Origin of the sequence: Vibrio sp. V09_P4A23P171, from assembly GCF_963875615.1 — a bacterium.
GTDB lineage: Bacteria > Pseudomonadota > Gammaproteobacteria > Enterobacterales > Vibrionaceae > Vibrio > Vibrio anguillarum.
Genome location: NZ_CAWNMR010000014.1, coordinates 1 through 26390 on the forward strand (window position 1 = coordinate 1; position 26390 = coordinate 26390).

22 protein-coding genes and 1 pseudogene are annotated in these 26390 nt (G+C 45.5%); 12 read left to right on the plus strand and 11 right to left on the minus strand.

The window, feature by feature from the left end:
* Positions 1-1529, plus strand: a pseudogene (gene tssI, locus AACT23_RS06205) (type VI secretion system tip protein TssI/VgrG); the annotation flags it as partial.
* Between the two features lie 664 nt (positions 1530-2193).
* Positions 2194-2580, plus strand: coding sequence for a hypothetical protein (locus AACT23_RS06210; RefSeq protein WP_047691023.1), 387 nt, complete (start codon positions 2194-2196; stop codon positions 2578-2580).
* Between the two features lie 65 nt (positions 2581-2645).
* Here AACT23_RS06210 and AACT23_RS06215 read toward each other — a convergent pair whose 3' ends face one another.
* Complete coding sequence (locus tag AACT23_RS06215; protein WP_017050233.1) at positions 2646-2906, minus strand: DUF3012 domain-containing protein; 261 nt, start codon at positions 2904-2906, stop codon at positions 2646-2648.
* Positions 2907-3212: 306 nt separating this feature from the next.
* Between AACT23_RS06215 and rbsD the strand changes: the two genes are divergently transcribed.
* The 6 genes from rbsD (at position 3213) to AACT23_RS06245 (ending at position 9212) form a co-directional block, all read left to right on the plus strand.
* Positions 3213-3632: a D-ribose pyranase gene (gene rbsD / locus AACT23_RS06220; protein WP_013868176.1), complete on the plus strand. Its 420-nt coding sequence runs from the start codon at positions 3213-3215 to the stop codon at positions 3630-3632.
* A gap of 20 nt (positions 3633-3652) precedes the next feature.
* Positions 3653-5158, plus strand: coding sequence for a ribose ABC transporter ATP-binding protein RbsA (gene rbsA, locus AACT23_RS06225; RefSeq protein WP_094130014.1), 1506 nt, complete (start codon positions 3653-3655; stop codon positions 5156-5158).
* An 11-nt stretch (positions 5159-5169) separates the two neighbouring features.
* Positions 5170-6138, plus strand: coding sequence for a ribose ABC transporter permease (gene rbsC, locus AACT23_RS06230; RefSeq protein ID WP_445286074.1), 969 nt, complete (start codon positions 5170-5172; stop codon positions 6136-6138).
* 73 nt (positions 6139-6211) lie between these two features.
* Positions 6212-7090: a ribose ABC transporter substrate-binding protein RbsB gene (gene rbsB / locus AACT23_RS06235; RefSeq protein WP_010320543.1), complete on the plus strand. Its 879-nt coding sequence runs from the start codon at positions 6212-6214 to the stop codon at positions 7088-7090.
* Positions 7091-7267: 177 nt separating this feature from the next.
* A complete protein-coding gene (gene rbsK / locus AACT23_RS06240; RefSeq protein ID WP_094130020.1) occupies positions 7268-8188 on the plus strand; it encodes a ribokinase in 921 nt (306 codons plus the stop codon).
* Between the two features lie 16 nt (positions 8189-8204).
* Positions 8205-9212 (plus strand): substrate-binding domain-containing protein, encoded by a 1008-nt coding sequence (locus AACT23_RS06245; RefSeq protein ID WP_094130023.1) that lies wholly within the window; start codon positions 8205-8207, stop codon positions 9210-9212.
* A gap of 45 nt (positions 9213-9257) precedes the next feature.
* On the opposite strand, the gene AACT23_RS06250 is transcribed toward AACT23_RS06245, so the two are convergent.
* The 7 genes from AACT23_RS06250 to AACT23_RS06280 all read right to left on the minus strand — a co-directional run bounded on the left by AACT23_RS06250 (position 9258) and on the right by AACT23_RS06280 (position 15891).
* Complete coding sequence (locus tag AACT23_RS06250) at positions 9258-9881, minus strand: DsbA family protein (protein ID WP_094130026.1); 624 nt, start codon at positions 9879-9881, stop codon at positions 9258-9260.
* Positions 9875-10738 (minus strand): MBL fold metallo-hydrolase, encoded by an 864-nt coding sequence (locus tag AACT23_RS06255; RefSeq protein ID WP_094125056.1) that lies wholly within the window; start codon positions 10736-10738, stop codon positions 9875-9877. Before AACT23_RS06255 ends, AACT23_RS06250 begins: the two co-directional genes overlap by 7 nt.
* A gap of 332 nt (positions 10739-11070) precedes the next feature.
* A complete protein-coding gene (locus tag AACT23_RS06260; protein ID WP_010320537.1) occupies positions 11071-11211 on the minus strand; it encodes a hypothetical protein in 141 nt (46 codons plus the stop codon).
* A 133-nt stretch (positions 11212-11344) separates the two neighbouring features.
* On the minus strand, positions 11345-12793 hold the full coding sequence (gnd, locus tag AACT23_RS06265; protein WP_094130029.1) for a decarboxylating NADP(+)-dependent phosphogluconate dehydrogenase: 1449 nt from the start codon (positions 12791-12793) through the stop codon (positions 11345-11347).
* A 13-nt stretch (positions 12794-12806) separates the two neighbouring features.
* Complete coding sequence (gene pgl, locus AACT23_RS06270; protein WP_094130032.1) at positions 12807-13523, minus strand: 6-phosphogluconolactonase; 717 nt, start codon at positions 13521-13523, stop codon at positions 12807-12809.
* Positions 13520-15022: a glucose-6-phosphate dehydrogenase gene (zwf, locus tag AACT23_RS06275; RefSeq protein WP_026027771.1), complete on the minus strand. Its 1503-nt coding sequence runs from the start codon at positions 15020-15022 to the stop codon at positions 13520-13522. Before zwf ends, pgl begins: the two co-directional genes overlap by 4 nt.
* A gap of 356 nt (positions 15023-15378) precedes the next feature.
* Positions 15379-15891 (minus strand): hypothetical protein, encoded by a 513-nt coding sequence (locus AACT23_RS06280; RefSeq protein ID WP_026028868.1) that lies wholly within the window; start codon positions 15889-15891, stop codon positions 15379-15381.
* A 209-nt stretch (positions 15892-16100) separates the two neighbouring features.
* Here AACT23_RS06280 and AACT23_RS06285 point away from each other — a divergent pair, with 209 nt between their 5' ends.
* From AACT23_RS06285 to AACT23_RS06295, 3 genes are all read left to right on the plus strand, one after another.
* Positions 16101-18461, plus strand: a complete 2361-nt coding sequence (locus AACT23_RS06285; protein ID WP_094130035.1) for a Lon protease family protein — start codon at positions 16101-16103, stop codon at positions 18459-18461.
* Between the two features lie 270 nt (positions 18462-18731).
* A complete protein-coding gene (locus AACT23_RS06290; RefSeq protein WP_017044904.1) occupies positions 18732-20360 on the plus strand; it encodes a methyl-accepting chemotaxis protein in 1629 nt (542 codons plus the stop codon).
* A gap of 256 nt (positions 20361-20616) precedes the next feature.
* Positions 20617-21861 carry an MDR family MFS transporter gene (locus AACT23_RS06295; RefSeq protein WP_176428694.1) on the plus strand — a complete coding sequence of 415 codons (1245 nt, stop codon included), beginning with the start codon at positions 20617-20619 and terminating at the stop codon, positions 21859-21861.
* 42 nt (positions 21862-21903) lie between these two features.
* Here AACT23_RS06295 and AACT23_RS06300 read toward each other — a convergent pair whose 3' ends face one another.
* The 3 genes from AACT23_RS06300 to AACT23_RS06310 all read right to left on the minus strand — a co-directional run bounded on the left by AACT23_RS06300 (position 21904) and on the right by AACT23_RS06310 (position 24682).
* Positions 21904-22641: an MBL fold metallo-hydrolase gene (locus AACT23_RS06300; protein WP_013868161.1), complete on the minus strand. Its 738-nt coding sequence runs from the start codon at positions 22639-22641 to the stop codon at positions 21904-21906.
* Positions 22619-23248, minus strand: a complete 630-nt coding sequence (locus AACT23_RS06305) for a hypothetical protein (RefSeq protein WP_017043842.1) — start codon at positions 23246-23248, stop codon at positions 22619-22621. Before AACT23_RS06305 ends, AACT23_RS06300 begins: the two co-directional genes overlap by 23 nt.
* Before the next feature lie 99 nt (positions 23249-23347).
* A complete protein-coding gene (locus AACT23_RS06310; protein WP_176428695.1) occupies positions 23348-24682 on the minus strand; it encodes an MATE family efflux transporter in 1335 nt (444 codons plus the stop codon).
* Between the two features lie 460 nt (positions 24683-25142).
* Between AACT23_RS06310 and AACT23_RS06315 the strand changes: the two genes are divergently transcribed.
* Positions 25143-26381: a carbohydrate porin gene (locus AACT23_RS06315; protein WP_017044902.1), complete on the plus strand. Its 1239-nt coding sequence runs from the start codon at positions 25143-25145 to the stop codon at positions 26379-26381.
* The last annotated feature ends 9 nt before the right edge of the window (positions 26382-26390 follow it).

Consider the following 26390-nt stretch of genomic DNA (forward strand, 5'->3'; position numbering starts at 1 on the left):
GCGCGAACCGCGACTGGGTTGTCGTGCAAGTGCATCATCAAGGGCGTCAGCCACAAGCATTGGAAGAAGAGGGCGGCAGTGGCGCGACCACGTACAGCAACCAATTCACGCTCATTCCTGCTGATGTCACGTGGCGTGCGACACCGCAAGCCAAACCTCAAGTGGATGGCCCTTGCATGGCGTTAGTCGTGGGCCCTGACGGCGAAGAAATCTTCTGCGACGAACATGGCCGCGTCAAACTGCATTTCCCGTGGGACAGATATTCCAACGGCGATGAACACAGCTCGTGCTGGGTGCGTGTCTCACAAGGTTGGGCTGGCAGCCAATATGGCATGATAGCCATTCCGCGCATTGGCCATGAAGTCATCGTCTCGTTTCTCAACGGCGACCCAGACCAACCGATAGTGACAGGCCGTACCTACCATGCGACCAACAAAGCGCCGTACACACTGCCGGATAACAAAACTAAAACCGTGCTGCGCAGTGAAACGCACCAAGGAGAAGGGTTTAACGAGCTGAGCTTTGAAGACCAAGCGGCGCAAGAGAAAATCTACCTACACGCGCAAAAAGACTTAGACGCCTTGGTGCTCAATGATGCCACGGCGCACATCAAGCACGACCAGCACCTCACGGTGGATAACGACCAGTTCACGCACGTTAAACATAACCACCACCTCACGGTGGAGGGCGAAAGCCGCGATAACATAACCAAAGATAGCAGTGTAGAGATTAGCGGGTCATTACGGCATAAAGTGGCCAAACTGACCGCGATACAAACAGGGCGCGAAATCAGCCTTAAAGCGGGAGCTAAAATCGTTGTAGAAGCTGGGGCTGAAGTGACTTTAAAAGCGGGTGGCAGCTTTGTCAAAGTGGATGCTGGTGGCGTGCACATCGTTGGTCCTGCGATTAACCTTAATGCTGGCGGAAGTGCTGGCAGCGGTAGCGCTTATGGTGGGCAATCCGCCATGTTGGCAACCCCACTACTTGATATGAAAGCTCCAGCCGAATTGCAAGCGAGTGCAATTAACGCGACCATGCAAAGCGGCCAAGCGAATGTGATCACTCATTTTGAGGCTGCCGCAGTACAATCCGCTGCGCAGAAATCATCTGCATCATCAGAAAAGCAGTCAGAATCTAAGGCGGCAGAAAAGAGCGCTCAGGAAGAGAGCCCAAAAGAGGATGCACAAAACGAAGATAAAGCATCACTGCTACAATCGGATGTGTTGAAACCTTCAGAAGAGCTGGAGAAGTTAGCGAAGAAACAAGCCAGCGCTTTCAGAAAAGGCAACAATGGCGAAGAAGTGAGCTTGATTCAGCAAGCGTTAATCAAAATGAAATTTGATTTGCAAGTCGATGGTGATTTCGGTAGTAAAACCAAAACGGCCATTGAGCAGTTCCAAAAAAGTTATCAACCCAGTCATCAAACGCATCCGTCATACAGCATTGGCCCCGTTGATGGTATTGTTGGCCAAGGGACATTGTTAGGTTTAGATGAAGCGCTGGTCGATGAGTGGGTTTATGAAAATGATGAGATGGATCTGAAATGGTTGACTGTACCAAAAGGTCAATTGACCTTTGATGCAGAGGGGAATGACATCGAAGGAAGCCCATTCTTTTCTCGGAAAGTGCACATACCTAATCATCGCGGAAAAGTGATAGGAAATTCAGGTGTTACTATCGGGCGAGGTCTGGATCTCGGCAGTCCTCCAAGCGGTGCTAATGGCCAAAATCCCTCTAAATTGGATTTGAAAAATTTATTTGAGCTAGCGGGTCTTAACCCGAAGTTATCAGTGTGGCTCTTAAGTGTTGAGGGTAAAACAAAAAGCGATGCATTGAGTGCCTTGAAGTCGAGTGATTTAACCGATGAAGAGTTGGTTATTACTAGAAAGCAACAGTACATTATGTTTAACACTATTTATGAATATCTTGAAAATAAGACAAAAATCTTAGTTACAAAAGCAGATGTACAAAAAACATATGGAGTTGTTGATTGGGAAGGAATGCCTCGTAGTGTGAAGGATGTAACTATAGATATTACATATCGTGGTGATAGCTATACTGAAACTCGTAGAGCCTATGTTCCGGCATTAGTTGAAGACAAAGTATCGATGAACTATTTCAACTTTAAAAGAATTATGCATTATGAAAATGCAGTATGGAATAGTGTACCACTAAACAGGAAGACAATAAGATATGACCACTTATAACCTAATATTTTACTGCACTTTTTTATTATCTTATTCATCCTATGCTGGGGCATTTCCGATTCCACCAAGTAATGAGTTAAGAACGTTAATTAAGTCTTACGATAATCAGACAGGTAAAACTGGAGATAATGTTGCCTATATACCAATAGGAAAGCCTTGTCTGAATGTCGTTACTAATGGAAAGCATTATGAGTATTGTGTTATTAACGAGAATGAAAACTTGTCGAATAGTGATAAGCAAGGTTTTTATATTACTTTAAAAAGTGTATCAAAGAGCGATATTAGTTTTTCATACGATACACTCTGGTATTCAATGAGCTGTCGTATTTTTACCGAAGATCAAAAAATAGAATGTGATGAGCCCTACGGTTAGATATTGACTGTTGTTTTAAATAGAATAAAGAGCCAACATAGCTAGGCTCTTTATTTAAACCAATCCTAAAAAATACAATGCTTAGCGAAGTCGCCAGCCTCATTCGCTGTCCAATCACCTTTTGGCTTGTCTTTCATATCTTCACACCACGCGTCGCTGCCAATTTGTGATTGGAAGACACAGTGCTTTGCATAATCCACCGCCTGCCCGGCGTTCCATTCGCCTTTTGGTTTCTCTTTCATATCTTGACACCATGCTTCGCTGCCCACTTCTGAGCAGGCGGCGAGTGAAAATGCAGTAAACAATACCAAGGCTATTTTTTTCATGTTTGAGTTCCAAATGGATGCGATTTTTGTTCGGAGTGACTATACCGAAAATCACGGTCTCAGTGTTAATCCTATGCTAAAAATGGGCATCTAATGACAAATCACCCAGTGATGGTCCTCACTCTTTTTTACTCCTCAGCTCACTAATCAACGATCAAAATCACATTACCTATTTTCGCATCGTGCAAATTATTTTTGCTACGCTAGGATTCATCGAAACGTTTCGATGAGATTTTCTTGAACGATTCAAGAGTGATAGAAAGGTGTCAAAAATCGAAACATAAAGCCTAACGTGAAGGTATAACAATGAAAAAAAGTACCCTATTAAACTCAGAACTCTCTTACTTGGTGGCTACTTTAGGGCATACCGACGAAATCACAATTTGTGATGCAGGTTTGCCCATTCCTGATGAAGTGCAGCGTATTGATTTAGCATTAACTCACGGTATTCCCGGTTTTATTGACACGGTCCGCGTGATTCTTTCTGAATCTCAAATTGAAGGTGTGATCATTGCTGAAGAGTTTGCACAAGTAAGCCCTGAGCATCACAAAGCGCTGCTTGCTGAGCTGAAAGCGGAAGAGGAGTTGTGCGAGAAAGCGATTGCTGTCACTTACCTCTCTCATCAAGATTTTAAAGAGCGCACTATGCGCAGCCGAGCCGTAGTAAGAACTGGCGAATGCACGCCGTATGCGAATGTTATTTTTCAAGCAGGCGTCGTGTTTTAAGCCGCGATTGAGGATCCACTATGACTCAAGCAATTTTAGCGCTCAGTGAGATTGAAAAAGCGTTCCCCGGCGTGAAAGCACTCGATAAAGCTAGCCTCAATGTTTACCCCGGCCGTGTGATGGCGTTGATGGGCGAAAACGGCGCGGGTAAATCAACCTTAATGAAAGTGTTGACGGGTATCTATTCATTGGATGCGGGGTCTATCACTTACCAAGGAAAACCAGCCGCCTTTAAAGGCCCACGAGATTCACAACAAGCGGGCATCAGCATTATTCACCAAGAGTTGAATTTGATTCCGGAATTAACCATTGCTGAAAACATTTTTCTGGGTAGAGAGATAACCAGTGCGATGGGGCGAATTTTATGGAATGAAATGTACCAAGCAGCCGACAAACTACTGGCTCGCTTAAACGTTAAACACAGCTCAAAGACCTTGTTGGGTGACTTAAGCCTTGGTGAGCAACAGATGGTTGAGATTGCAAAAGCGCTCTCATTTGAGTCGAAAGTGATCATCATGGATGAACCGACGGATGCGCTGACGGATACCGAAACTGAATCGTTATTTAATGTGATTAACGAGCTGCGTGAACAAGGTTGCGGCATTGTTTATATCTCACATCGGTTGAAAGAAATTTTTGAAATTTGTGACGATATTACCGTGTTACGTGATGGCAAATTCATTGGCCAGTGCAAAGTGTCTGACACCAATGAAGATGGCCTGATTGAGATGATGGTCGGCCGGAAATTAGAAGAACAGTACCCACGTATTGAGGTAAAGCACGGCGACACTTGTCTTGAAGTGATAGGCCTTACGGGCTCAGGTGTGCATGACATTAATTTTACGCTCAAACGAGGTGAAATCCTCGGTGTCTCGGGTTTGATGGGCGCAGGGCGCACTGAATTAATGAAAGTGATTTACGGCGCGCTGCCCAGTGAGCGAGGCGTGATTAACCTTGAGAACAAAACCATCAACCCAGTCAGCCCACAAGATGGCCTTGCAAACGGTATCGCGTATATTTCAGAAGATCGCAAAGGGGACGGTTTGGTTCTTGGCCTGTCGGTGAAAGAGAACATGTCACTGTGTGCGTTGAATAAATTTAGCAAAGGCGTACAGATTCAACACAGTGATGAAGTCATCGCAGTGGAAGATTTTATTCGCCTATTCAACATCAAAACGCCATCTCGTGATCAAATCATTGGCAATTTGTCCGGTGGCAATCAGCAAAAAGTAGCGATTGCGAAAGGGTTGATGACACGTCCCAAAGTCTTGATTTTGGATGAACCCACACGCGGGGTTGACGTGGGAGCCAAAAAAGAGATTTACCAATTGATTAACCAATTTAAAGCCGAAGGGATGAGTATTATTTTGGTTTCGTCAGAGATGCCAGAAGTGCTAGGGATGAGTGACCGAATTTTGGTGATGCATGAAGGTCGAATCAGCGGCGAATTCAGTGCCAAACAAGCCAACCAAGAGATTCTACTCGCCTGTGCGGTAGGCAAAAAGATCAATGAGGAAGCAGCATGAGCAGTAACAGCATGAGTAATTCAACCCAAACTAACCGCAGAAAATGGATCAGTAAAGAGTGGCTCATTGAGCAAAAATCACTGATTGCTTTGCTTTTTTTAGTGGTCGTTGTCTCTTTTTTAAACCCCAATTTCTTCACGGTTGACAACATACTGAACATTTTGCGCCAAACCTCAGTCAACGCCATTATCGCTGTGGGGATGACCTTGGTTATTCTAACGGCAGGTATCGATTTGAGTGTTGGCTCGGTACTGGCGTTGTGCAGCGCTTTTGCTGCAACCATGATTGGTCTTGAGATTCCTGTCATTATCGCAGTCCCTACAGCGTTACTTGCTGGCGCGGCACTGGGTGCGATTAGCGGCATCATTATCGCCAAAGGTAAAGTGCAGGCGTTTATTGCCACCTTAGTCACTATGACCTTACTGCGTGGTGTGACCATGGTTTATACCGATGGGCGTCCAATTTCGACAGGTTTTACCGATACTGCAGATGCTTTTGCTTGGTTTGGTACAGGTTACGCATTGGGTATTCCCGTTCCGGTGTGGATGATGGTGGTAGTCTTTGCTGCGGTTTGGTACTTACTCAACCATACACGTTTTGGCCGCTATGTTTACGCGCTAGGTGGCAATGAGTCTGCGACGCGATTGTCAGGTATTAATGTGGATCGCGTGAAAATTGGTGTGTACGCCATCTGTGGTCTATTGGCTGCGCTGGCTGGCATCATCGTCACGTCTCGCCTCTCTTCTGCGCAACCGACTGCTGGTATGGGTTATGAGCTGGATGCCATCGCTGCCGTCGTACTTGGTGGTACCAGCTTGATGGGTGGTAAAGGACGCATTATGGGCACGTTAATTGGGGCGCTGATCATCGGCTTTCTTAATAACGCGCTGAACCTGCTTGATGTCTCTTCTTACTACCAAATGATTGCGAAAGCCGTGGTTATTTTGCTCGCGGTACTCGTGGATAACAAAAATAAGTAACACGATAGAAAACCTCCGTTTTAAAGCGAGCCATATTAGCTTTAAAACGGCCCCTACAAAAAGGACTATAAAGATGAAAAAACTTGCAACTTTAATCTCTGCTGCTCTACTTTCCACCACTGTCTCTGTGGCTGCGCATGCGCAAGACACCATGGCAATTGTACTATCCACTCTGAACAACCCATTTTTTGTCACCATGAAAGATGGCGCAGAAGCGAAAGCGAAAGAGTTAGGCTACAACCTGATCGTCTTGGATTCACAAAATGATCCAAGCAAAGAGCTATCAAACGTAGAAGACTTAACCGTTCGTGGCGTTAAAGCGATTTTGATCAACCCAACCGATTCTGATGCAGTCTCTAACGCCATTCGTATGGCCAACCGCGCTAAAGTGCCAGTGTTAACACTGGATCGCGGTGCAAGCCGTGGTGATGTTGTGAGCCACATCGCTTCTGATAACGTAGTCGGTGGTGAAATGGCCGGTCACTTTATCGTCGAAAAAATCGGCGCAAAAGCCAAAGTCATTCAACTGGAAGGGATTGCCGGCACATCGGCCGCTCGTGAGCGTGGCGAAGGTTTCATGAACGCGGTGAAAGGCAGTGAAATGGAACTGCTTGCTAGCCAGCCTGCTGATTTTGACCGCACTAAAGGTTTGAATGTAATGGAAAACCTGCTAGCGGCAAACCCAGATGTTCAAGCCGTATTTGCCCAAAATGATGAAATGGCATTGGGTGCACTTCGCGCCGTTCAAGCATCAGGCAAAGAGGTGATGATCATCGGTTTTGATGGTACCGACGATGGTATCGCGGCGGTAGAACGCGGCCAACTTGCTGCGACTGTTGCTCAGCAACCAGACATGATCGGTGCACTTGGCATTGAAACGGCCGATAAAATGCTAAAAGGCGAACAAGTGGATGAGTACATTCCGGTTCCTCTAAAAATCATCAGCAAATAATCTTTGCTGTAGGTAGCTCTTTACTGGCTCGTAGAGAGCTACCTCTTCTCTATAACCCCTCAGCCATTAATAACCAGTAATCAGGCTCGATAGGTTTGTTTTTTCAGGTGAAGCCACAAAAGCCAAACCTCTCCAGCTCTATTTCAAACATGTTCACTCATGAACAAAGGACAAATTATGAATCAGTTAGTGGTATTAGGTAGTGTTAACGCTGACCATGTTTTGCAAGTGCCTTCATTTCCTCGCCCGGGCGAGACGCTGCATGGTCGTCATTATCAAGTTATTCCCGGTGGTAAAGGGGCCAACCAAGCTGTAGCTGCCGCGCGATTAAAAGCGGACATCGGTTTTATTGCCTGCGTGGGTGACGATGCATTCGGTATCAATATTCGTGAGAATTTTAAGCTCGATGGTATCAACATTGCGGGAGTTAAAATGCAGCCCAATTGTCCGACGGGCATTGCGATGATCCAAGTCTCGGACAGCGGAGAAAACAGCATCTGTATTTCGGCAGAGGCGAATGACAAGCTGACGGCTGATGCTATTGAAGCGGATTTAGCCGCCATTGGCGCGGCCAAATATTTATTGATGCAATTAGAGACACCAATCGATGGCATTATTAAAGCTGCGCAAATCGCCAAACAAAATCGTACCAATGTGATTTTAAACCCAGCGCCTGCCCGAGATCTGCCTGATACTCTGCTAGAATGTGTCGATGTAATCACACCAAACGAAACGGAAGCGCAGCGCTTAACGGGGATCATGGTTGATGATGATCACACGGCGCAATTAGCGGCCAATGAACTGCATAAAAAAGGGATTGAAATCGTCTTGATCACCTTAGGTGCAAAAGGCGTTTGGCTAAGCCAAAATGGACGTGGTCAACTGATTGCTGGTTTTAAAGTCGATGTGACAGACACCACCGCGGCAGGTGATACGTTTAACGGTGCTTTGGTCACGGGTTTGTTGGAAGATATGCCTTTAGAATCAGCCATTAAATTTGCGCATGCTGCGGCAGCCATTTCTGTTACCCGTTTTGGCGCGCAAACCTCAATACCCACCCGAGTAGAAGTGGACGCGTTTCTCGCTCAGCATCAATAGAATAGGAAAAACAGACATGGCGACAATGAAAGATATTGCAAGATTAGCTGGCGTATCCACGTCTACCGTCAGCCATGTCATTAATAAATCTCGCTATGTGAGCGATGAAATCGCTCAGCGTGTCAATAAAGCCGCGCAAGATCTGAACTATGCCCCGTCAGCATTGGCTCGCAGTCTCAAAATGAACCGAACGCGTACCATTGGCATGTTAGTGACCACTTCGACTAACCCCTTTTTTGGCGAAGTGGTCAAAGGGGTAGAGCGCAGTTGCTATCACAAAGGTTATAACCTTATTTTGTGTAATACCGAAGGGGATAGCCAGCGAATGCAAGCCTCTATCAACACGCTGCTGCAAAAGCGCGTTGATGGCTTACTTTTGATGTGCTCCACCTTAGAAGGTGAGCGGATTGACGTTTTTGAACGCTACCCAGATATCCCTGTCGTGGTGATGGATTGGGGCCCAATGCTCTTTCCTAGCGATAAAATACAAGATAACTCTTTACGTGGCGGTTATATTGCGGCGAACTATTTGATTGAGTGCGGTCATAAAGAAATCGGTTGTATTACCGGGCCATTGATTCGACACCAAGCTCAAATGCGTTATGAAGGCTATAAGCGCGCTGTCTTGGAAGCAGGTTTGGACATTTATCCCAATTGGATTGTTGAATCCGATTTTGAATGTGAAGGTGGCTACGAAGCGTTCAATAAAATGTTAGCTAAAGGGCCATTGCCGAGTGCGATTTTTGTCTCTAATGACATGATGGCAATGGGGGTGATTAATGCAGCTAATGAAAAAGGAATCCGCATTCCTGAAGATCTTTCGCTGATGGGGTATGACGATATTCACATCGCCCGTTTTATGTCGCCAGCTCTAACCACTATTCATCAACCCAAATATCGTTTAGGTAAAGCGGCAGTTGACACCTTACTTGCCCGTTTAGAAAACGAAGCGCTCGAACCGCAAATTGTCCAATTAGAGCCGACTTTAGTGGTGCGTAAAAGCATCAAAATGATGAACAAGTAGATGGAAAAATCCCTCTCTTTAGTCAAGAGAGGGATGAGGCACTAATTACTGAGTCATATTTTTCCAGAAATCAGCCCATTGTTGTGGTCGATTATAGAAATGGCTAACAGATACGGTTCGCCATTGCCCCTCTGCTTCATACACAATCGAGGGAAAACCAGAAAGCTGATATTGCGCCATTAAGCTTTGCGTCTGCTCTAACTGCTCTGGTAACTGAGCTTTGGCTTGCTCCATCGCTTGTAGCCATTGATTTGGCTCTAGGTCAAGCGATTGGGCTAACAGTGCCAATGTGTCAGTATCGGCCACAGGCAAACCTTGCTGGTAGTGCGCTTGTTGAATGCTTTTGAGCATAACACTTGGCGATACACCGAGTAATTGCGCTGCAATAATGGCTTGAGCAGTAACGTATGAGTCCAATATCACGGTTTCGCCACTTTTGATTTTGGCGATGTAACCTTCCCCAAATACGGCTCCTGTTTGCTGAGCAATGCGCAGATCAGCTTGCAGTACATGTTGGCGAAAACCATCTGAAAGAGGCGATCGCTCGATCATTCCACCCGGATGAAGGTGCAGTTTTACTCCGCTCATTTCATTCAACTGCTGAATCAGAGAGGTTGCTCCGTAACACCAGCCACACATTGAGTCGAAAATATAGTGGACGTTTACCATTTCATCTCACCCATATGAACTTTGGCACCAATTTCTAAAGCCATTGGGAGGCCAGCATTAGGGTAAAGGTTTTGCATGGTTTGAATTAACTGAGCGCTGTCTTTGCTGTTTGCTTTGGCTTTAGCAAAATCCATAAGATATTGTTGTGCAAATTCAATTGAAGAAGCATCAAGCGCTGTTCCAGAAGTCATATGCCCCGGGATCACTACGTTTGGTTTGAGTGCTTTCATTTGATCAAGTTGTTGCGCCCAAGCTTGGCGGCTCGCATCACTTTGTGCATCAGCCATCCATAAATGAACATTTCCGTATACCGCGACGTTACCTAAAATCGCTTTATTGGCTGGTATCCATAAATAAGGACGATGCGCTAATTCTCCATCCGCATCGCGAATTTCAATAGTTTGCCCATCAATGGTTAAGGTTTTGCCATTATAAGCCGTTGGTAGTATTGGTTTTACAGGGGCATTTGCACCCATTTTGGGAGCCCAAAATGCCAGTTTACCTTCGAGTTTTTCTGCAATCGTTGCACGTACGCCAGGAGTCGTGAGCACTTTCGCTTGTGGAAACATGTCATGCAGTACTTCAGCGCCAAAGTAGTAATCAGGGTCAGCTTGGCTAATAAAAATCGTGGTTAAGTTTTTGCCAGAGTCGAGTACTTTTGCTGCAATACGGAGTGCGTCGGCTTTAGTAAAGCCAGTGTCAACCACCATCGCTTCTGTTTCGCCATAAACCAAAGTGGAGTTGACATGGAAGCTATTGCCATCTGCATTGTAGACGTCAAGTGTCAAAGGTTGTTGTGCTGCAAACGCGGTGCTGCTGATGAGTGTGGTTGCTGTAAGTAGAGTCAGTGTTTTCATGATTATTTATCCAAAGAGTATGTTATCGGTTCGGGAGCTATCATACGAATTAGATTGGTTCGGATATATAGCGAATAACCAACATCATTGTTTCTTAATTTGAACTAATGAGGAATAAATTAACCAACAAACGAGAGTTTTTGGATATAGAATTCGCTTAACGCGTTCGTGCTATAGCTACAGTTAAATGGCAGAGGTTTATCGCTAGCAGTACAAGCTTTGATTGAATGTCAGAAAGAGTATTTTGTGAATCATGATTGGCAAACGATATGCCTATAGATGAGGTAGAGAGGAGTGATAAGCAGAGCGTGTTGCCACACTCTGCTTATGGATTATGCTACTGCGCCTTGTTTCTGCGCTTGTTGCACTAATGCCTGACGTTGAGCTTCCATAGCAGATTGAACTTCATTTTCCCTATGAGTGTCTTCTTCCACAGCCTGTGGGACAAATACATAGAACTTATTGATGGTCATCTTTGGATCTCATGTAGTTTTGGAAACAAAAAAATAGAGGATGTTAACCTAGTTAACATCCTCCATGACGGTCAAATTATAGGCGTAGATGAAGGGGCTTAGCTAGTCCTTTTTTCATCGTAAGCCGAATTTTTTATACGTCGTAAGTGGTAGACGCCGTATTTCCGCCTGTACCGGTCCAGTTTGTGTGGAAGAATTCACCACGTGGACGGTCAGTACGCTCATAAGTGTGAGCACCAAAGTAATCACGTTGTGCTTGCAGTAAATTAGCCGGTAAGCGAGCGGTGGTGTAGCCATCTAAGAAAGTGAGCGCGGAGGTCATACATGGCATTGGAATGCCGACTTCCATTGATTTGGCCGCTACTTTACGCCAAGCCGTTAGGCAGTTATCCAAAATGCCCTTGAAGTAGGCATCTGAACCTAAGAAGGCGATTTCTGGGTTAGCTTCGAACGCATCACGAATGTTGCTCAGGAATGCGGAGCGGATGATACAACCACCACGCCACATCAATGCCACGTTACCGTAGTTAAGATTCCAACCATTTTCGTTAGACGCTTGGCGCATTAGCATAAAGCCTTGTGCGTAAGAGATGATCTTAGACGCAAGTAGCGCTTGACGAAGTGCATCAACCCACTCTTGTTTATCACCTTCGATCTGCATATTGCTCTTACCAAACAGCGCTTCGGCAGCAACGCGCTGATCTTTCAATGCTGAAAGGCAACGAGAGAAAACTGACTCAGTGATCAGCGTCAGCGGAATACCCATATCGAGTGCGTTAATGCCCGTCCATTTACCTGTGCCTTTTTGGCCAGCAGTATCGAGGATTTTCTCAACCAGAGCTTCACCATCTTCGTCTTTGTAGCCTAAGATATCAGCGGTGATTTCCACTAGGTAACTATCGAGCTCGGTCTTGTTCCAATCAGCAAACACTTTTTGCATTTCATCATGGTTTAAACCCAAGCCGTCTTTCATAAACTGATAAGCTTCGGTAATTAGCTGCATATCGCCATATTCGATACCGTTGTGTACCATTTTAACGAAGTGACCCGCGCCGTCGTTACCCACCCAATCACAGCAAGGTTCACCAGCTTCGGTTTTTGCTGAGATACCTTGGAAAATTGGCTTCACGGCTTCCCAAGCTTCAGGTGCGCCACCTGGCATAATAGACGGGCCAAAACGTGCCCCTTCTTCGCCGCCAGAAACGCCTGTACCGATAAAGTGAATACCTTTTTCACGCAGTGCTGCAACACGGCGGTTGGTGTCTGGGAAGTTCGTGTTACCACCATCGATAATGATGTCGCCTTTATCGAGTAGCGGAACCAGTTGGTCGATGAAATCATCCACAACTTGGCCTGCACGCACCATCAGCATCACTTTGCGAGGTGTCGCCAGTTTGTCGACTAACTCTTGCAGTGAATAAGCACCAACAATATTGGTGTCTTTCGCTGGACCTGCTAGGAACTCATCGACTTTTGCCGCGGTACGGTTGTGAGCTACCACTTTAAAACCGTGGTCGTTCATATTTAGGATAAGGTTTTGGCCCATCACTGCTAGGCCGATTACACCGATATCACCTTTCATTTATTTCTCTCCTTCACGCAATCTTTGTTGCGGCATCTGAATCTAAAAACCACTCTGTTTCGCCAGTTGTTGATTTAACTTTGGCAGCCGGATAAGGAAGATCCTCGGCTTTCGTGGTGTGAATTTCGTGTACGATCTCGGCTTTACCTGCGCCAAGAACGAGGTAACTAATGCGTTTTGCAGCTTCCAACACTTTCGCTGTTTTAGAGACACGAAGTTGGCCTGATTCCGGATGCGTTGCCACTAAAGATAAATTCTCATCCTCGTAGTCGGTCACATTAGGGAACAGGGATGCCGTATGGCCATCTGCGCCAACACCGAGCAAAATCCAATCAAAAACAGGAGTACCGTTGACGGATGGAATGACTTTTGCCATCTCATCGGCAAAGCGCTTAGCTTCGGTTTGTGGATCATCTTCGCCGCGAATACGGTGAATATTTTGAGGTGGAATGTTCACTTGGCTAAACAGCAGTGTATTGGCTTCACCAAAGTTGCTTTCGGCATCGTCAGGAGCGACACAGCGTTCATCACCCCACCAGAAATGCAGGTTTTGCCATGCAATCGCCTCTGCATAAAGTTCACTGGCCAATAATTTGAATAGCATTTTGGGTGTGCTGCCACCGGAAAGGGAGATATGAACTGGCTGACCTTGCTCGCTATAGCGTTGCATTTCATTGGCGAGCGTTTCAACCACCTGTTCTGGGGTTTGAAAAATTTTATGATTGATCATAATTCGCAGTAATCCGTATCGGTCAAGTTTTTACACGGGAAGCGCCACGCGCGGCCATCATTGTGTAGCAGCAAATCGGACTCTTTTGGTCCCCACGTGCCACAGGCATAGCCAAACAGCGATTGAGGGTCTTGTTTAAAATCCAAAATAGGTTGCACGAACTTCCAACACGCTTCTACGGCATCGGTACGCGCAAATAAAGTTGCATCACCGTTGAGCGCATCCAAAAGAAGCCGTTCATAAGCGGTCAACATCTTGGTTTCTTCCAGTGATGTGTAATGGAAGTTCATAGAGACTTCTTTGGCTTTAAAGCCCGCACCTGGCTCCTTCAAACCAAAGCTCATTTGAATGCCTTCATCGGGCTGAATGCGAATGATGAGCTTGTTTTCAGGGGCATTTTGCCCAAAAACAGGGTGTGGCGTACGCTTAAAGTGAATGACCACTTCGGTGACGCGCGTTGGTAAACGTTTACCTGAACGCACATAAAATGGCACACCATTCCAGCGCCAGTTATTGATAAACATTTTCAAACCGACATAGGTTTCAGTGCGGGAATCTGCTGCCACACCATGTTCATCACGGTAACTGGGTAAAAACTGGCCACGAACTTCTGATTCCGTATATTGCCCCAGTACGAGGTTGTGGCGTAGGTCATCATCAGAAAGCGGTTGCAGGCTTTGCAGCACTTTATTGACTTCGTTACGAATTGAATCGGCATTAATGGCGGCTGGTGGTTCCATGCTAACCATAGCTAACACTTGCAGTAAATGGTTTTGGAACATATCACGCACCGCACCAGAACCGTCGTAATAGCCACCGCGTTCTTCGACGCCCAAAAATTCTGCGCCTGTAATTTCGACATAGTCAATGAAATTGCGGTTCCACAAAGGTTCGAACATCCCGTTAGCAAAACGGAAAACCAACAGGTTTTGTACTGTCTCTTTGCCTAAATAATGGTCGATACGGTAGATCTGGTGTTCTTGGAAATGGCGATGAATTTCGATATCAAGGCTTTGAGCCGATGCGAGGTCATAACCAAACGGTTTTTCGATGATCAAACGCTTCCAACCTTGCGCTTCGCTATTTAATCCATGCGCTGCGAGATTGGCCGGGATGACGCCATAAAGGCTCGGCGGCGTCGCGAGATAGAACAGAGTGTTGCGTTGCGTGAATTGGTATTGCTCAGCCAAAGAGTCAAGACGCGTGGCGAGCTGCGCGTATTCTGCAACATCTGAAGTATTGATCGCTTGATAATGCAAGTGCTCGCAAAAGGCGTCGAGAATATCTGGGACGGTCTTTTCCATTTCCTGAAGAGAGCGCTTTAATTTTTCACGGTATGACTCATCGCTGTATTGGGTTCGGCTGACGCCCAGAATAGCAAAGGATTTCGGCAGTTGATCACTGGCGAACAAGTGATACAGAGCAGGTATAAGCTTGCGATAGGTTAAGTCGCCTGAAGCACCAAAAATCACAATACTGCTGTTTTCAGGTATTACCATCATCTTTCCCTTAAAAACGAGGTATTTAGCATGCGCCAACGGTAGCAGCGTCATGCAAAAATAGAAAATAGGCTCTAACTATAATGTCGATAGTTAAAACCAATGCGCTCCTCCAAAAGTGCAGAACGCAGTCTAGGGATCGCCCCTAGACTCGGGTGCGTATTGTCTACGACAATTTGACATACATCAACTATTGATAACGCAATCGATTAAATTCTCATGCCATCTCGACACATTTTCAGGGTGAGAGGTTACGTTCTGCCTAAGTCTCATCCCCTGACCACAGCACGTTACTTATAGCGGCTGTGAATGATGCTAGGTGGTCAGTCTTATCCGGAATGGTAACTCTATGGTGATTATTCAGTTGAACAATGACAGTTTGACGACAGAACTTGAGCCTGTACTTGGTTATAACGTTTGAGTTGGTTGAAATAGTGGTGCGCTTTTTGTACGTGTTCGAACTCCAACATCCAAGTCGCACTGCGCTGCGCTGAACAAAAAGCACCCATATGTTTGAGCAAGTCATCGCTTTGTTTGGTGAGTACGTTGGCAAGGCGGTTAACCAAGGCATTGGGCTCAATCGCAGTAAACTGCAGCAGAGCATAAGATTGATTTAAGACATCAAAGGCTTGTTTATGCTGGCCCAAGTGGTTGAAAATTTCAGATTGAGAAACAGCAGCATCACATAGCCCAGAGATCAAGCACACCAACTGGCAAGGTTTTGTATGTTCGCAGTTTAGCGCTGATTGAATATGACTTGGCATATGATGCAGTACATCTTCAAACAAACAGTGTGCTTGTGGCCAATGCCCCTGTGCTAATAGTTGTTCAGCCTTGAGATAGCTTGTCCAGCACTGTTGTAAGTCCATACTCAATTCTCCAGAATGACGGCGTTCACTTATTTAAATGCAATTTATTATCAAATGCAAATAATTGTTATTTGCGATTTTAAGTGTGGTGATTGTTTATTATTTGTTCGGTTAAACGCGAATAAGGTGTAACTCGCTAAAATATAAATGAATTGCTTCTACACTTAGGTCAAACTACAACAAGAATCCAAAAGCTAAGGAGCGGAGTGATGGCGATTCAACGATTGAATGCAGAGCAGCTCTACCACGTTGCCCAGTTAGAAAAACTCCCTTGTAAATCAACTAAGGAGTTAGACCCAGTTGATGAGATTGTGGGGCAAGAACGGGCGCAAAAAGCGGTCGAATTTGCAATGTCGATCAAAGAGAAGGGTTACAACATCTACGCTATTGGCCGTAATGGGTTGGGCAAACGTACGATGATTTTGCGCTATTTAAACCGCCATCAGCATGATGTCGATGCGTTGTTTGATTGGTGTTATGTGGCCAATTTCAGCGATATTCGAACCCCAAAAGTGCTGAAGTTACCTTCGGGTATTGGGGTTAAACTCAAGCAAGACATTGAAAAGTTAATGAATAAGTTGGTCAATGCGATCCCGTTAGCTTTTGATAACGAGATTTACTTTGCTCGTGCCGATAAACTGAAAAATCAGATGGCACAAAAACAGCAAAGTGAATTGGATAGCATCAGTAAAGAAGCCAAAGATAAAGGCATTAGCTTAACCATCACCACTCAAGGCGACTATCAATTTGTTGCGATGAACGGTGAAGAGATGCACACCGAAGAGTCCTTTGACGCCTTGTCTAAAAAAGAGCAAGAGCACTTTAGCCATACCATTGATGAGCTAGAAATCAGCCTACGCAATATGGTACGTCAACTGACCGAATGGGAAGACTCCTACAGTGAGAAGATCAAAAAGCTCAATGATGAAGTAACGCTTGGCGTGATTACCCACTTTATTAAGCAGCTTAAGCAAGATTATTCTGGCTACCCAGACATCAAAACGTATCTCACGGAGTTACAAAAAGACATCGTCGATAATGCGGACATTTTCTTAGATGAAGACAGTGAGCAAGGCGAAGTCGCGACAGCTTCTTTAGATAAGCGTCTGCCGCGTCGCTACAAAGTCAATGTGCTGGTCAGCCAGCCTTCAGACAAGCTACCGATCGTAGTAGAAGAGAACCCGAACTACCACTCTCTATTTGGTTATATCGAAACGGCGACTTTTAAAGGCACAGTATTTACCGATTTTTCGTTGATTCGAGCGGGTAGTTTACATAAAGCCAATGGTGGTGTGCTGTTGATGGATGCGGTGAAAGTGCTTGAACAGCCCTATGTTTGGGACGGTTTAAAGCGCGCGCTGCGTTCACGCCAAATGAGTTTTACCTCTTTGGAAAAAGAGGTCACGCTAACAGGGACGGTTTCACTTGACCCAGAGCCTATCCCGCTAAATGTGAAAATCATCCTGTTTGGTGATTACCACACCTATCAGCTGCTGACTCATTACGATCCTGAATTTAGCGAATTGTTCCGAGTAACGGCCGATTTTGAAGATGAGATGAAACGTACGCCCGATACCGAGCTACATTACGCGCGTTTTATTTCGAGCATAGTGCACGACAACAATATGCTGCATTGCGACCGTAAAGCGATTGCACGCATCATTGAACACAGTTCACGTACAACGGGCGATCAAGGCAAACTGTCACTTCATTCGGCGCATATTGCCAATTTGTTACGCGAATCTAACTATGTGGCGAAGCAGGCGAATTCAAACATGATCCGCCAGAATCATGTCGAAGAGGCGCTCAGCAACCAAGAGATGCGAGTGAGCCGCCTGCAAGACAGTGTGATGGAGTCGTATGTTAACGGTACAACGCTAATCCAAACGCAAGGCATGGCGGTCGGGCAGGTGAATGCGCTGTCGGTATTGAGCACCAGCGATCATATGTTTGGTGCGCCAAACCGTATTACCGCCACCACTTCCTATGGCGATGGTGACATTATCGATATTGAGCGCAGTGTCGATCTGGGTGGCAGCATCCACTCTAAAGGTGTGATGATTTTATCCGCGTATCTCTCTTCGGTATTTGGCCGTACGGCGCGCGTACCACTCACCACGACCATCACATTTGAGCAATTATACGGTGGTGTGGATGGTGATAGTGCCAGCATGGCCGAATTCTGTGCGATTGTGTCTGCGTTTTCTAAACGGCCTAATCGCCAAGATATTGCGATCACAGGTTCGATGAACCAATTTGGTGAGTCGCAGCCGATTGGTGGTGTGAATGAGAAAATTGAAGGTTTCTTTGATGTGTGTGCAATCAAAGGGCGCACCAGCCAACAAGGTGTCATCATTCCTCGTTCAAACATGCACAATCTGATGTTACGCGCTGACGTTGTTAAAGCGGTCGAGAAAGGGGAGTTCAATATCTGGGCTATTGAACATGTCACTGAAGCGGTTGAGCTCTTTACTGGCAAACCCGCAGGCGAAGCAACAGAAGATGGCAGCTACCCGGTTGATACCATCTTCGGTTTAGCACAAGCCAAACTGAATGCGCTTAGAAAATAGCCTTATCGAAGAATAAGTTCTTCAGTACTAACCACCTCAATGACCACCTAGCAAGTGGTCATTTTTCTTCATAAATCATCATAATTTAACTTATATTGTCTTATTGGTATCTAGTCATTGTTTTGACGACTATATGCTCATAACTATATGAATTGCATTATATTATTTCATGGACAAAAATGTGAATTTTGTCTATTGTTTGCTCTTGTTTAGTCCGTGGGATTAGTCCCAAGGCATGGATGCGAATGTTATTTTAATCGAGGCTTTTAAATGCATTTTTCACTGAAAAATTTGTCAATTCGCGTACAAGTTTTATTACCCGTTTTGTTAACCACTTTCGCTTTACTTATTGCACTGTGGATAACCAAAAGTAATCTCCAAAATGAACAAATCAAAGTGTCGAACAGTACTGATCGGCTCGTTGAATATAAAGATGCTCTTGCCAGTGTGGACGATACCGTTTATCCGCTGCGTATTAGTGCGGTATACGCTATTTATGATCCCGCTCGTCGCGCCACATTCTTAGCTGAGTTAAAAAATGGCCTGGAAGAAGTAGAGCGCAATTTGAGCAAAATGCGACAAGATGAGCTTTATCGGAGCGATGTTGAGGTAGTTCATAAAAGCATCGGACATTACGTTGATATGTCGACGAAAATGGTGGAATTTTTTAACCGTCGCGATCAAGGGATGACCTCTGAAGCAGAATACACAGCATTTATTGCGCAATTTCGTCAAAGTGGTGAGCAAATGGTCAATGCGATAAATGATCTTTCGCAGCAAGTGAACCAACAAGCGACGCAGTCATTGGCTCAAAGCGACAAAGACAACATTCGTGTTATGAACACGGCTATGGTCACTGTTCTGTCTGTACTTTCGCTCTCTCTTGCGATGGCTTGGATCCTTTCAAATATGATTGTGGCCCCGATTCAAAAGTTACAAGCTGTAATGCGTGAATTAGCGCAGGGGAACTTAACCATTCGCGCTGATGCGGATGGCGAGAATGAAATCTCAAAGTTGGGTAAAGATGTCAATACGACTACCTCTCAGTTACATGCTACGGTAGATCATTTAAACCGTATTAGTGAAGAAGTGGCGTCAGCTTCAACCGAGCTGGCTGCGGTGATGACGCAAGCAGAGTCAAATGCACAACAAGAGTTGAGTGAAATTGAACAAGTTGCTTCGGCGGTGAATGAACTTGCGAGCACAGCAAACAACGTGAGTGATAACGCAACGGTCGCTGATTCAACCGCTCGCGAAGCGGATGAACTTGCTAAATCAGGCTTAGCTATTTTTAAAGAGAGCGCCCAAGCGAGCTTACAAATGTCAGAAGCGCTGAATCATGCTGCGAGCGTAGTTCTGCGTCTAAAAGAGCAATCAGAGCAGATCAACGATGTCGTTGAAGTGATCCGAGGTGTCTCTGAGCAAACCAACTTATTGGCACTGAATGCGGCTATTGAAGCGGCACGTGCAGGTGAGACTGGTCGTGGTTTTGCGGTCGTGGCTGATGAAGTTCGCATGCTTGCTGCACGTACTGAGAGTTCAACTAAAGAGATTCGAGTTATCATTGAAGAGCTGCAAAGCCAATCGATTCTTGCAAACGATAGTATGCAAACCAGCATTGAGATGCTTGCGCGTAACGGTGAGTTAACGCAACGAGCAAATGATGCACTTGTTGGGATCACGGAATCGGTTTCAGACATCAATGATTCAAATACCCAAGTGGCGACTGCGGCAGAAGAGCAGTCGCAAGTCACGCAAGATATTAACCGTAACGTGGTTAATATGTCTGAGCTTGTAAATCAAAACGTAACGGGTATCAGCCAGAGCGCCAGTGCCAGTGCCGAACTGTCACAATTGGCCGAGAAGCAAAAAGCGCAGCTCGCCTTCTTCAAACTATAAATCGACTACTATTTCCTAGTCTCAACCGCATAACTCGAAAGGTTATGCGGTTTTTTTATGAATCAAAGAATATCTAACCATCCGAAATGACTAGGTTTTTTGGGGTTATCTGTTTGTTTTTATGATTCGATCTCCCTCGTATAAAAAACACTATCTTTATTAACATTATCTTCATATATTGACCCAATAAGAACTAGAAATGTGATGTTCATCGTGTGAACGCATGGTCAAGTGGCTGAAAGTAAGGAGTGTTTTTATGGCGAAAGAGGAAAGCTTATTTCGTTTAGAAAGGGTAAAAAGGTTTAATTTTTCAGTGTGGACGGTATTAACCGGAACATTGATTGCTCGTACCAGTTTTTTCATGGCATGGCCATTTTTGATCGTGTTTCTTTACCAAGATTATGGTGCATCGCCGATTGAAGTGGGTGGAATGTTGGCGACCTCTGCTGTTGTAGGAGCAATTACTGGGCTGTATTCAGGGTATCTTTCCGACAAATTTGGTCGCAAGTGGGTGATGGTTCTTGGCAGTGTGATGGCTGCATTTGCCTACAGTGGCATTGGTGTGGCTGATCAAATCTGGCAATTTTACGTGCTTATTGTCCTTACCGGTTTAATGCGACCAATGATTGAAGCGCCGGGCAAAGCGGTGATCGGTGATAACTTGCCGAATTTGAAAGATCGCGAGCTGGCGCTTAACATCCGCTATTTCCTACTCAATCTAGGTGGTGCCATTGGGCCACTGCTTGGGATTACGTTTGGGCTTTCTCATCCACAAACTCTCTTTTTCTTTACTGGCGGCACGTATTTATTGTTTGGTTTTTGGCTGCAGCTCGGTATTGAACGTAAAGGGCGCTACACCAAGCCCGATCGCTCTGGTTTGCCTAATTTTTCTTCGACGCTAAGAGTGATCAGTAAAGATAATATTTTTGTGAAGTTGATGGTGGCGAACTTCATCATGATGTTCATCTATGGGCAGGTAGAATCGTCTATTCCACAAGTGATTGTACGCACCAGTGCCGCCGATGCAGCGCAAATTGTCGCAGGGTTAGTGCTGGTAAATACCATGACCATTATCATCTTCCAGTTCCCAATGCTGAAGTGGTTGGAAAACGTCCCGCTGTTTGTACGAACTCGGATCGGCATGTTATTGATGGGGCTTGCGCAACTCGGCTTTCTGTTTACCCCTGCAGATTTACCGATTGGTTGGGCGCTTGCTTGCTTTGTTTTGAGTATGGGCGAAGTCATTGCTTTTCCAACCTTAAACGTACAAATAGACCGTATGGCTCCCGCCCATTTGCGTGGTTCTTACTTTGGTGCCGCGGCGCTTTACTCATTAGGTTTTGCGATTGCGCCACTGGTTGGGGGGGCGGTGATTGGATACCTCAATTCAAACTGGCTGTTTGGCCTTTGCTTTGTGCTGTGCTTAGTGATGATTTGGCTTTACTGGGTCGCAGAGCATCAGCCCGATACGGTCGAGCGTGAACCCATTACTCAAGCTTAATTTGCTCTTTTTGTAAGGCTCTCATCGAGAGCCTTAACATCGCTATTTTTTTATCGCTACGCCAACTTCCAACTTATCTAGCCATTCCAAAAATCGTTGAACATCATCGCCCCGAAAAATAGCGCCATGTTGCGGACACATCATCTCAATATCTAGCTGGCTGACTCGCTCAATCCAATCACTTTTGGCGCGGTTAGATGGCATCCAACGTTGATGAAAATAAGTCATTTTTGGAATATGGCTTTGAAAATCTTCTACAAAAAAAGAGGCGTTAGGGCTGTCGAGCGCGGCACCAATATCGCCAGACATCAATATTTTTGCATCAGGGTCGTAAACCGAAAAGTTACCAGAAGAGTGCATGTAATGTGCTGGGATAAAGTGCAGGTCGTGACCTGATAAGGACACTTTTCCACCTTCATCTTTGATGGGGGAGAATTGAATTGACTCCATACCAAAATGGCGGATAAACCCTTCCCACAACCAAGGTGAATGTAATGTTGCACTGGGCAGTGCTTTATCCCATAAACCGAGGGAAGAGATGATGTCTGGATCTTGGTGAGAGGCAAAAAGATGCTTGATATGTTCAATCGGCACTTCTTTCACGACGCAACCGAGCATCGCCGAAAACAGTTCAATGCCACCGGGGTCTAGCAATATCGCTTGATCACGATTGACTATCATATATTGGTTGGTATCAATGATTTTTTCTGGTTTGTTTGGATCGCGAGCAAACATCACCCAGCGATGATGGCCGCGTTCAAATAGTATTTTTGATTGCATAGTTCACCTGAGAAAAGAGCGAGAATGTTTTGAGCGATAGCATGACGTGAGCTTGAATTTCTTTTGCCAGTTCAGCGACGTTATTCGCAATGCTTTGCAGTTGGGCTTGATATCGCTCATCTGCTTGAGAGGCTTCCACGCTCAGCATGATCGAGATGATTTGTGCAATGCGCAGGTTGTCGTATAAGGTTTGCAATAACTCGTGCAGGTTTTGAGCTTCAGAGTAGAAACTGTGACTGAGTTTGCTATATTCCTCTTGGTTTTGATGATGTACGACATCCAAACTGTGTAAATGCCGAGCGTTATGCGCTTGTATATACACATTTTCAAAACGTTCAAGCGCAGCGCGTGCACGAGTCCTTGCAGTTGCGAGTTGGCTGATACGCTGCGCCTTCAAGTTGATGGTGTGCGACGCCTCTAGCGTGACGCGGACTAAATCATCAATCGAATCAGTAATTGGCCGAAAACCTGCGGCACTTTCGCCCGCACGCAGAGCCAGAGCTCTGGCATTGCTGGCGACAAGCAGTAATTTTTTTGCAATGAGTACGCTTTGGTTTAGCTCTGCTGCCACTTCCGCCGCAATTACGAAAACCGGTTTGTTGTCCATAGTTATCGAAAATATTCATCAACTTAACGTGTGTTAACTATAGACCAGATTCATATTTTTGAGACTAGATTGCTCGTTTTGGCTCTGTGTTACCTAAACTCAATGGTTTTTCTGCTGCTCAACTTGCCGAAGTGCACGTTGGTACATCACCCACGCGGCAAGGCCTGCGAGGATGTTACCGACCAACGCCCCGATAAACAGGCCATGCAGTGCCGCTATTTGAGCGCCAACCCATAAACAGGGCAAGAAGAACACAAACAGGCGCAGCGCGGAAATGGTTAAGGCGGTGTATGATTTTGCTAACGCATTAGAAACCGAGACCATTAACATGCAGATACCAAGCGGCCCTAAACTGATTGGCACGATCATTAAGTGCCAGTGCAAAATGGATTCGACACTTTGTTCGCTGGTCATCAGCGCTGCAAGGTGGCCGGATAATAGATAGGTCACTACGGCGATGATGAGCTGAAACCCAAGAATAAATTGGCACGCAACACGAACCAATTTTCGAATGTCTTGCAATTGGCCTGCGCCAAGCAAACGACCCACCATCGGTGGCATCGACATAGTTAATGCCAATATTGCTACCATCGCAAAAAACTCAAAACGAGATCCTAACGCCCATGCCGCGACAGCTGCGGTGCCGAAACTGGCCAATAGTTTGGTTGCCAGCATCGAAGAAAGCGGTGGAAGAAGCTGGCTTATCATGGCCGGCCCCATGATATGGCTGATAGAGCGAATACTTTTCCCTACATCCAAATCTGACCAATCAAACAGCATCCAGTGTCTTTTCGACACCTTGGGCGCAACCACGAATACACCAATCCCAAAGGCTAGAATGGTCGCCAGCGCTGCGCCTTCAATACCCAAATCAAAAGTGAAGATAAAAATAGGGTCTAAAATCAGGTTTAAAATGCTGGTGATCATCATCATAGTCCCCGGCAACATAGTATTACCATTGGCTCGACACAGGCTGTATAAAAAGTACAGCACCGCGCCCACCCAAGCACTGATTAACCAATAAATCCAGTAGCTGTCGACGATCTGATACACAGATTCAGGAGCGCTGAGTAGCGCTAAGATGGGATGACGCAGTAAATAGATAATCACTGAAAACAGAGCAACCCCAATGCTGCCAATAGCGACGACTAACCCTCCAAGCTGCTTCGCGTAGCGAATTTGGTTCGCACCCAATGCGCGAGCAATCACCGCTGTGGTCGCAATGCCAAGCCCAACCTGAAGGCCAATAATGATCATCTGAATGGGTAATGTAAACCCTTGCGCGGCAAGGGGTAACACGCCAAGTTGGCCGATAAACGCACTATCGACCAGTTGGAAGCTCATTAGGGACAGCACACCAAACATCATCGGCCAAGTCATTTGCAAGAGTTGGCGCGTGAGTGAAGGTGGAGATAACGGGGTGGTGTTTGACATTGCTCGGCTCAACTATATGGGTAGAGGTTTTAATATGTGGCCTCTGCGGTGAAAAACAAGCTCAGAATGGTTTGTACGTTATGTGCGTTGAGTATGTTAACAGCTATACGTGAAGAGAGCGACGTTCATCCCCATCGAGTTGTTCCGTGCAATAACATGAAAATCATCATATTGATGAAATCTTTCATAAAAACCTAAACATTTGGTGAATACTTGAGCGTTAATCTCGTGATGAACTCGTCCTATTTCTATGAAATGAAACCGATTTCATTTCTGTTTTGTGAATCAATTTGCGTTTAATGTATTGATGGTGTTAATAAAAAATAACAATAACGCTCTTCCTCAGTTTCATCGCCAAAAGCAGTCGAGCGCGCTGTGAAGCGACACCTAATTTTCACTTGTTTCATTTTTTAAACTGACCACAGAACAAAAACAAACCAAGTGATTAATAGGACTTAACATGAAAAATTATAAGCTTCTACCTCTATCCCTAGCTGTGGCTGCCGTACTCTCTTCTGCTCCTTCTTTTGCCAATGATCCAATGCCAAATCCTGAGGTGTTGGATCAAGATCAACAACCACTGGTGCTGACACCAGATATAAACGTTCCTGCGGGTATCGTATTTTCTGGTTATGCTCGCTATGGCGCAGCCTACCAAAATGGCGATGTCAAACTGGTTGAAACCAATGGTCGTTTAAACGGTAACTCAACAGGCCGTTTAGGTAACGAAGGTAACGGTGGTGAGTTCCAATTTGGTAAAGGATTCGTCAGTGACAGCGGTGCTATTTGGGATGTGGTGGTGATGTTCAACCATTGGGGTGATGAGGTGGGTGTGCCTAAAGCTTACGCTGGCGGAACCAACATTTTTGAAAGCCAACCTGAACTTTATGTATGGGCTGGTCGAGACTTTCACCAACGTATTTCAACGAATTTGAACGACTATTTTTGGATGACGCATGATGGGCAAGGTGGTGGTTTCTACAACCTTAATCTAGGAGGCATTAAATTCGACGCCAGTGTCGTCAGTGCAACGGGGGCTTCTCCTAGCGATCATCCAGATGGTAATTACGCATTGACCACCAAAATCCACGGCATTCAATTTTCTGATACAACCAATCTCAGTATTTATGCTAACTACGGCTTTGATGACAATTCGGATCCAACGGCCAAAAAACTCAACGCGTTTCAAGTGGCGGGTGAATTGAAGTTTGGGGATGACCGTTTGGTGGTGCGTTATGCTGATAACGCCAAAGACAGTGTTTTTTGGAAAACGGAGAATCAATCAGCGTTGTTGGTGAGCTTTGATGGGAGTAAGGCGCTGGGAGACAATGCGGCGATCGAATACTTAGCGGCTTATCAAGCCTACGAAGATGGTGCATACAAACAGTATGACCGTACTAACTACAACGTGTTGGTTCGACCGATGTATTTTTGGGATGAGACCAACTCAACGTGGTTAGAAGCTGGCTATGATGTTGTGGATTTTGACAACATCGACGCCACCAACTCTTCTTGGAAAGTGACACTATCGCAGAACATTTCGTTTGGTAAAGGTGCAGGCGCTCGACCAATGCTCCGTTTCTATGCCACTTTGGGTGATGCCGATAACGAAACTGTGATCGACAAAGACGGCCTATTTAAAGCCGCAAGTAACCCAGATACGGTAACGATTGGCGCGATGTGGGAAGCGTGGTGGTAACCCCATATT